The sequence below is a fragment of the Kitasatospora sp. NPDC036755 genome (genome assembly GCF_040636595.1).
In the GTDB taxonomy this organism is placed as follows: Bacteria; Actinomycetota; Actinomycetes; order Streptomycetales; family Streptomycetaceae; genus Kitasatospora.
On sequence record NZ_JBEZUT010000371.1, the window covers coordinates 1 to 8,072 of the forward strand.

Below are 8,072 nucleotides of genomic sequence, written 5' to 3' on the forward strand. Positions count from 1 at the left end.
CGGTGGGCGTCCCGCTCCGGGCCGGCACGCCCGGGGCGGGGGCGAGCCGGTGGGCGGTGGCGCAGCGCAGCGCCTCGGCGGCCCGGCCGCGGGCCTTGGCCCGCCGGTACAGGCGGGCGCGGCCCTCGGTGGTCTCGGCGGCGCGGACCACCACGGGCAGGTTCTCGCTGATCACCGGGCCGAGCCGGCGACCGCGCCAGAGGGCGGCGAGCACGGCGGCGACGGCGAGTTGGTAGGAGGCCCAGTGCAGGCCGCTCGGCAGGTAGTCGCCGATGGTCTTGGTGCGGGCGCCCTCGGGGAGCGGGACCGAGTAGTCGGGCAGGTGCCAGGTGAGGCGGGGCTGGGAGCCGAGCAGGCCGAGCGCGAGGGAGGCGTTGCCGTCCTCGGCGAGTTCCTCGTTGCTCAGGAACGCGCCGCTGCCGAGCACGATGACGTCGCGGCCGCCGTCGCCGACCGGGAGGCTGACCAGCGGGTAGCCGTGGCCGCGCGGGTAGCAGCCCTGGCCGCGGCTGCCGGCGGTGTAGAGCATGCCGCCCTGCCGGGCGCTGCCGGCGCCGGCGGCCTCGGTGAGCGGGCACTCGGCGGGGGTGGAGCGGACGGAGGCGTACGGTGGCCCGCCCGTGTCGTCGGAGAGCCGGATGCCGGGGGCGAGCGCGGTGAGCGCGGCCGGTCCGGGGACGACCAGGACCAGCCGGTGGTGCCGGGCGGCGGCGACGGCGCGCAGTTCGGCGGGGCTGAGCAGGTCGGGGTCGGGCAGGACGAGGGTGTCCGGGCCGGCCGGGGCGGCGGTCGGGTCGGCGGTGAACTCGGTTTTGAGTCCCTGTCGTTCGAGCAGGGCGACGACGGCGTGGGCGCCGTCGCGGTCGTAGGAGCGCGGGTCCAGCGGTGGGTAGCGGCGGTCCTGGCCGAGGGCGGACACGGCGGCGGCGCCGATCAGCAGGGCGGTGAGGACGGCCAGGTACCAGCGGGCCCGGCGCCACAGGCCGCGCGGGGTGGGGGCGAGGCTGGTCGTGGCGACGGCGACGGCGGCGGTGGCGGGGGCTTCGGCGACGGGCGGTGCCGCCGGGGCGGGGGTCATGCCGCTCCTCCCGGGGTCGGGGCCGGGGCCTGGGCGGGTGCGACGGCGGTGTCGGGCGCCAGGACCGGGCGGGTGCGCTCCAGGGCCCGGTCGAGCTCCCGCAGCAGCCGGTACGCGTCCTGGTCGGCGGTGCGCTCGCCGTACGCGATGTCGTCGAAGGTCCGGGCGGCCGCGGCCAGGGCGGCGGCGTGCTCGGGCAGCGCCCGGCCGGCCTCGGCGGCGGCCTCGTCGGCGGTGCGGCCGGGGCGGGTGTCGAGCAGGGTGCGCTCCTCCAGGCCGCGCACCAGGGCGCGCATCTGCTCGCGGACGGCCTCGTTCCAGCGGCCGGCGGCGGCGTGGCCGGCGGCGTCCGTCCGGTACTGCTCGGCGCTGCGCGGACCGTCGGCGCCGTACACGTCCTGGACGGTGCGGGCGGCGCGGCGGGGCGCGCCGAGGCGCCACCAGAGCGCGGCGCCGATCAGCACCGCGACGATCAGGAAGAGGACCAGTCCGGTGGTGCCGGTGGTGCCGTCGCCGGAGATGCTGTCGAGCGCGCCGGCGACGTGGTCGTAGATCCAGTCCGTGATCCGCTGCAGTACGGACGGGTCGTGCTTGTGGTACTCCGCGTCGAGCAGCTCGTCGCGGGCGGCCTCGCGGGCCGGGTCACGCGGCACCGTGACCGGCGCGCCGCCCACGGCGAGGAGTCTGTCCCCCCAGTCGGACATCCGGTTCAGCGCCTCGCCGGGTTCGGGTCGCCCTGCCCGGCCCAGTCGGTGCCGCCGTGCTCGGGCAGGCCGGCCGCGCGGGCGAGCTCGATGTCCAGGGCCTCGCGGCGGATCCGCTGGTCGATGTAGACCAGCACGCCGATGGCGGCGATGAACGGGGTGGTGAAGGTGCCGGCGATGATTCCGGCGACCGATAGCAGCAGCACCATGGCGACGCTTTGGTCGGCGGTGTCGGGCAGGCCCTGGGCGCTGAGCTTCTCGAAGCCCAGGGCCATGCCGAGGATCTGGAACGGGACGGCGATGACCACCGCGACGACCAGTGCCAGCACGTGGCCCAGCAGGTTGATGCCGAAGATCCGCCACCACGCGCCCCTGGCCAGACGCCGGGAGCGGGAGAGCGAGGTCAGCACGCCCTGCTTCTCCAGCATCAGGGCGGGGGCGGCGAGGCTGAAGCGGATCCACAGCCAGACGGCGACCGGCACGGTCAGCAGGCCGACCAGGGTGAGCAGTCCGGCGATGGCGACCGAGTCCTGGCCGACGGCGGAGTAGCCGAGCAGCGGGGCGAAGCCGAGCAGGATCACCCCGGGGCCGATCAGGACGGTGAGCAGGGTCAGTCCGAGCAGTTGCAGGAGCCGGGGGCGGGCGTCGCGCCAGGCCTCCCCGGCGGTCGCGGACCGGCCGAGGACGGCGCGGCTGACCACGATGGTGAGCAGCGCGGTGGTGAACACGTTGAGCAGCAGTTCCAGCGGCAGGCCCGCCAGCAGTCGCAGGGTGTTGGTGGCCTCGCCGGTCTTGCCCTTGACCAGCAGGTTGACCAGGACGTTGCCGGCCTGGGAGAGCACGGCGATGCCGAGCGAGAGCGCGAGCACGGTGCGCCAGTGCCGGCGGACGGTGGTGACGGCACCGTCCAGCAGCTCGCTGAAGGCCAGCGGGCGCAGCGGGATGACACCCGGCCTGGGGCTCGCCGGGGCGCCCCAGCCGTACGGGCGGTGGCCGCCGGGAGGCTGCTGGCCCCACTGCTGCCCCCACTTCTGTCCCCACTGCGGGGCGCCCCCGGGGGCGCCGGCCGGGCCGGGGCGGTCCGAGGTGGTCTGCGGTGGTGCCGACGGCCCGGGCACGGCGGCGGGCGCGTCGACCGGGGGCCGGGCGTCGTCGCGGGGCGGCTCGGACGAGCTGGGCGAGGCCCAGCCCGGGGTGTCGGTCATCACTGCTCCTCGGAGGGCGTCACGGGCGCGACTGCGAACGGATCTTCCGCCCGCGCGCAGCGCCCATCGTGCCATGGGGCCGGAAACCGGCCCCACGGCGATCCGGTTGCTGATCGGCAACGCTCCTCCGGGGTGGGCCGGGTGGTGCGTCCCGGCGGGGTCGGCGAGGGGGCGGAGGGGCTTCCGGCGGGTGCATTCACCCGGTATGGCCGGAATGCACCGGTGGACGAGTTGGCCGTTCTGGAGCAATGGCACTGCTGTGCGGCAGGTCACAATCCGGTAATGAGAAGATGGACGCATGAAGGGACGCGTCCTCGTCGTTGATGACGACTCCGCACTGGCCGAGATGCTCGGCATCGTGCTGCGTGGTGAGGGTTTTGAGCCGTTTTTCGTCGCGGATGGGGACAGGGCGCTAGCCGCGTTCCGGGAGACCAAGCCCGACCTGGTCCTGCTCGACCTGATGCTGCCCGGCCGGGACGGCATCGACGTGTGCCGGCAGATCCGGGCCGAGTCCGGAATCCCGATCGTGATGCTCACCGCGAAGACCGACACGGTCGACGTCGTGGTGGGCCTGGAGTCGGGTGCCGACGACTACGTCACCAAGCCGTTCAAGCCCAAGGAGCTGGTGGCCCGGGTCCGCGCCCGGCTGCGCCGCGCCGAGGAGCCCACGCCCGAGCAGCTGACCATCGGCGACCTGGTGATCGACGTGGCCGGGCACTCGGTGAAGCGGGACGGCCGGGGCATCCCGCTGACCCCGCTGGAGTTCGACCTGCTGGTCGCGTTGGCTCGCAAGCCCTGGCAGGTGTTCACCCGCGAGGTGCTGCTGGAGCAGGTGTGGGGCTACCGCCACGCGGCGGACACCCGTCTGGTCAACGTCCACGTGCAGCGCCTGCGTTCCAAGATCGAGAAGGATCCGGAGCGCCCCGAGATCGTGGTGACCGTCCGCGGCGTCGGCTACAAGGCCGGACCCAGCTGACGTGACGGACCGGGCAGACGACACCCCGTCGGGTTCCGCGACCGACGGGGCCGGGGCCGTGCGCGGCGACGTGCTGAGCTCGACCACCCGCCGCCGGCGCGGCCCTTCCGCCGTGGTCGCGATGGTGAAGCGTCAGTTGCGCCGCCCCGTGCACCGGGTGGCCACGCTGTACCGCCGGTCGATCCAGCTGCGCGTGGTCGCGGTGTCCCTGCTGGCGTCCATCGTGGTCGTGCTGCTGCTGGGCGTGGTCGTGGTGGCGCAGGTGCGCACCGGTCTGCTCGGCACCAAGATGGACGCCGCCCGCGCGCAGGCCCGGATCGGCTTCCAGGTCGAGCAGAAGAAGATCGACGAGGCCCGGGACCAGAAGCTGCGGAACACCGCCGACCCGACCGTCGACGAGATCGGCACCTGGCTGCTGCGGCAGGTCAACGACCTGGCCGGGAGCGGGCAGACCGTCTACTCGGTGATCGCGATGGCCCCCGGCACCGGCGCCGTCGTCCCCGACACCGCCGGCTTCGCGCCGCGCTACTCGGGCGACATCCAGCCGATCAGCATCCCGGAGAGCCTGCGGGCCAAGCTGGCCGCGGAGCCCGGCCAGATGTTCGACCAGCCGACCAGGATCCACCGCTCGCCCGACAGCAGCGTCAAGTCCGAGCCCGGGCTGGCCCTCGGCATGCAGTTCCTCGGCCCGGGCGGGACGCCGTACCAGCTGTTCTACGTGTTCTCCTTCGGTCAGGAGACCGACACCCTCACCCTGGTCACCGGAACCCTGGCGACCGCCGGGGTGTTCGTGGTGATCCTCATGGGCGGCATCGCCTGGGTCGTGGTGCGCCAGGTGGTCACCCCGGTCCGGATGGCCGCCGGGATCTCCGAGCGGCTCGCCGACGGGCACCTGGAAGAACGGATGAAGGTCACCGGGACGGATGACATCGCCCGCCTCGGGGAGTCCTTCAACCGGATGGCCAACGCTCTCCAGGCGCAGATCCGCCAGCTGGAGGAGCTGTCCCGGGTGCAGCGGCGGTTCGTCTCGGACGTCTCGCACGAGCTGCGCACCCCGCTGACCACGGTCCGGATGGCCGCCGACCTGATCTACGACAGCCGCGAGGACCTGGACCCGATGGCGGCCCGCTCGGCGGAACTGCTCCAGGGACAGCTGGACCGCTTCGAGTCCCTGCTCGCCGACCTGCTGGAGATCAGCCGCTTCGACGCCGGCGCCGCGATCCTGGACGCCGAGCCGGTCGACCTGCGCGAGATCGTCGGCCGGGTGGTGGAGGCCGCCGAGCCGCTGGCCGAGGCCAAGGGCAGCGCCGTGGTGATCCGCGGCGACGGCGAGCCGGTGCTGGCCGAGGTGGACTCCCGCCGGATCGAGCGCATCCTGCGCAACCTGGTGGTCAACGCCCTGGAGCACGGTGAGGGCCGCGACGTGGTGGTCCGGCTGGGCTCCGCGGACGGTGCGGTCGCGGTCGGCGTGCGCGACTACGGCATCGGCCTCAAGCCGGGCGAGGCGTCCCGGGTGTTCCACCGCTTCTGGCGGGCCGACCCGTCCCGGGTGCGGACCACCGGCGGCACCGGCCTCGGCCTGTCCATCGCGGTCGAGGACGCCCACCTGCACGGCGGCTGGCTCCAGGCCTGGGGCGAGCCCGGCGGCGGCTCGCACTTCCGGCTCACCCTGCCGCGCACCCGCGGCGGCGAGATCAGCCGGGCGCCGTTCCGGCTGGAGCCGGAGGACTCCCGCAACAACCGGGGCCTGGGCGCCCAGGGCACGCCGTACCGGCGGGCGATCAGCCCGGGCGGCTCGACGGCGGCCTCCGCGGTCGAGGACCACACGGAGACGCCGGAGGCCGCGGGCAACGGCCTCGGCAGCGGGCTCGGCGGGGTGCTGAACATCGGCCCCGGGCTGGGCCGGCGGCGGTTGCCCGAGGGGCCGCGCGCGGACCCCTCGGACGTCTGGACGGCCGGTGGGTACGGGGCCACCGGTGCCCAGGTCATGGTGGACCCGACGCCGGGGCGGCCGTCGGTGGCACAGCGGACGGCGGAGCCGGACGTGACGGGTGGGACGACGGACGCGGAGGGGTCGCAGCGTGCGAGGGACGAGCAACAGGACTGAGCCGCGGCTGCTCGCGGCGGTCGGCGCGCTGTTCGGCGCCCTGGTGGCGAGCGGCTGCGCGGCGATGCCGGATTCCGGCGGCATCACCAAGGTGGAGCTGTCCCAGGGCTCGGCCGACAAGAACCTCCAGGCCCGGGTCTACCCGGTGCCGCCCAGCCGGGGGGCCAAGCCGCACGAGCTGCTGACCGGGTTCCTGGACGCGGTGACCGCCGACGAGGGGTACGAGACCGCGCGCAAGTACCTCACCGAGAGCGCCTCCGCGGGCTGGAAGCCGGAGTCCGAGATCCGGGTGCTCTCGTCCACGACCATCGGGGCCGGCCCGGACGTCACCGACGCGGACACCACGGTCTCGGTGCCGGTGAGCGGGCTGCAGGTCGCCACCGTCGACGAGAAGCACTCGTACGGGCTGATCGCCGGGCAGAACAACTGGGTCCAGGACTTCACCTTCGTCCGCAAGGACGGCGAGTGGCGGATCGACAAGCTGCCGCCCGGCGTGATCATGAACGAGACCAACTTCCGGAACAGCTTCCGGCAGGTCGAGCGGTTCTTCTACACCGCGCCCGACCCGTCGGCGACGGCCTCCGCGAACGCCGGCCAGGAGGTGCTGGTCGCCGACCCGGTCTACCTGCGGCGCCGGGTGGACCCGCTGACGGCGGCGGCCCAGGCGGTGGCCGACGGGCCCTCGAAGTGGCTCTCGCCGGTGGTCCGCTCGGCGTTCCCGAGCGGCACCAGGGTCGAGCGGGTGACCATCGACGACGCCAGGGGCGCCCACGTGCAGCTCGTCGCGACCGACGTGAGCGAGCCGATGGCCTGCCGGCGGATGGCGGCCCAGCTCTTCTACACCCTCGCCGACCAGGTCAAGGGGCAGGTCGACCGGCTGGAACTGAAGGGGCAGCGCGGCTCCTGCAACGCCGGCCGCGGCGACGCGCCGGCCATCGGCCCCGGCGCCCTGGCCGGGCAGGCGACCCCGGCGCAGTACTACCAACGTGCCGACGGCGCCCTCGTGGCGGCCGGCGAAGGGCGCTCCGGCGAGCCCGTCCGCGGCATCCTCGGCAAGCCGCAGTCGAACACCAAGCCGCCGATCGGCGTCCTCGCGGTCAGCCGCAGCGGCACCCAGGCCGCCGCGATCAGCGAGGACGGCCACCAGGTCTGGTCGGTGCCGCTGGCGGACGCCGCGGTGGCCATGGGGGAACCGGTGCTCAGCTCCACCGCCAAGGGCGGCGACAAGGAGGACGGCTTCGCCTCGCCCAGCTGGGACGGCCGCGGCGACCTCTGGGTGGTGGACCACAACAAGCAGGGCCCGCGGGTGGTGATGGTGCGCGGCGCCAAGTCGTACACCGTGCAGGTCGACGGGCTGCTGACCGGGCAGAGCGTGCAGGCGCTGAAGATCTCCTCGGACGGCCTGCGGGTCGCCCTGGTGACCAGGACCCAGGGCTCGGCCGTCCGCTCGCTGATGTTCGGGCGGGTGGAGCACGGCGGCACCCCCCAGGCGCCCACCGTGAAGATCGCCGAGTTGCGCCGGGCGGCTCCCACGCTCACCGATGTCGCCTCGGTGTCCTGGGCGGAGACCGACCAGCTGGTCGTGCTCGGCAAGGAGGCCGACCGGACCCAGCAGCTGTACTTCATCAGCACCGACGGCTCGCAGAGCACGGACACCCAGCTGCAGAGCGCCGAGAGCATGCTGACCGTCGCGGCCTCGGAGTCCCGGGGGGACCGCCTGGCCCAGGCGCCGTCGGTGCTCGCGATGGGCGAGGTCAAGCAGGCGGACGGCAAGCCGAGCGAGATCAAGGCCTTCCGCCTGGTCAACAACCAGTGGCGGGAGACCTCGCTGATCGACAAGCCCCGGTCGTTCTTCTACGCGGGCTGACGCCGACCCGGGCCGGCGCCTTCCCGGACGCGGTGTCAGCCCGGGCGGGCCGGCGTGGCCGCGGTGGTCAGCCGGCCGGGCGGGCGTCGGTGCCGTGGGCGCCGGCCCGGTGCGCGGTGGTCGGGTGCCCGTCGG

The 8,072-nt window shown here is 74.4% G+C and carries 6 protein-coding genes; 3 read left to right on the forward strand and 3 right to left on the reverse strand.

Going from position 1 to position 8,072, the window contains the following annotated elements; genetic code table 11:
• From AB0E96_RS35275 to AB0E96_RS35285, 3 genes are all read right to left on the reverse strand, one after another.
• A partial coding sequence (locus tag AB0E96_RS35275) for a DUF4350 domain-containing protein (RefSeq protein WP_359829932.1) occupies nucleotides 1-1,078 on the reverse strand: 1,078 nt, incomplete at its 3' end.
• Nucleotides 1,075-1,782, reverse strand: a complete 708-nt coding sequence (locus AB0E96_RS35280; protein WP_359829934.1) for a DUF4129 domain-containing protein — start codon at nucleotides 1,780-1,782, stop codon at nucleotides 1,075-1,077. The genes AB0E96_RS35280 and AB0E96_RS35275, both read right to left, overlap by 4 nt.
• Nucleotides 1,783-1,787: 5 nt before the next feature.
• Nucleotides 1,788-2,987, reverse strand: a complete 1,200-nt coding sequence (locus tag AB0E96_RS35285; protein ID WP_359829936.1) for a hypothetical protein — start codon at nucleotides 2,985-2,987, stop codon at nucleotides 1,788-1,790.
• 298 nt (nucleotides 2,988-3,285) lie between these two features.
• Between AB0E96_RS35285 and mtrA the strand changes: the two genes are divergently transcribed.
• The 3 genes from mtrA (at nucleotide 3,286) to AB0E96_RS35300 (ending at nucleotide 7,937) form a co-directional block, all read left to right on the forward strand.
• Nucleotides 3,286-3,963, forward strand: coding sequence for an MtrAB system response regulator MtrA (gene mtrA / locus AB0E96_RS35290; protein WP_030247322.1), 678 nt, complete (start codon nucleotides 3,286-3,288; stop codon nucleotides 3,961-3,963).
• Nucleotides 3,964-4,084: 121 nt separating this feature from the next.
• A complete protein-coding gene (mtrB, locus tag AB0E96_RS35295) occupies nucleotides 4,085-6,070 on the forward strand; it encodes an MtrAB system histidine kinase MtrB (protein ID WP_359829940.1) in 1,986 nt (661 codons plus the stop codon).
• Nucleotides 6,045-7,937, forward strand: coding sequence for an LpqB family beta-propeller domain-containing protein (locus tag AB0E96_RS35300; RefSeq protein ID WP_359829939.1), 1,893 nt, complete (start codon nucleotides 6,045-6,047; stop codon nucleotides 7,935-7,937). Before mtrB ends, AB0E96_RS35300 begins: the two co-directional genes overlap by 26 nt.
• Nucleotides 7,938-8,072 lie beyond the last annotated feature (135 nt).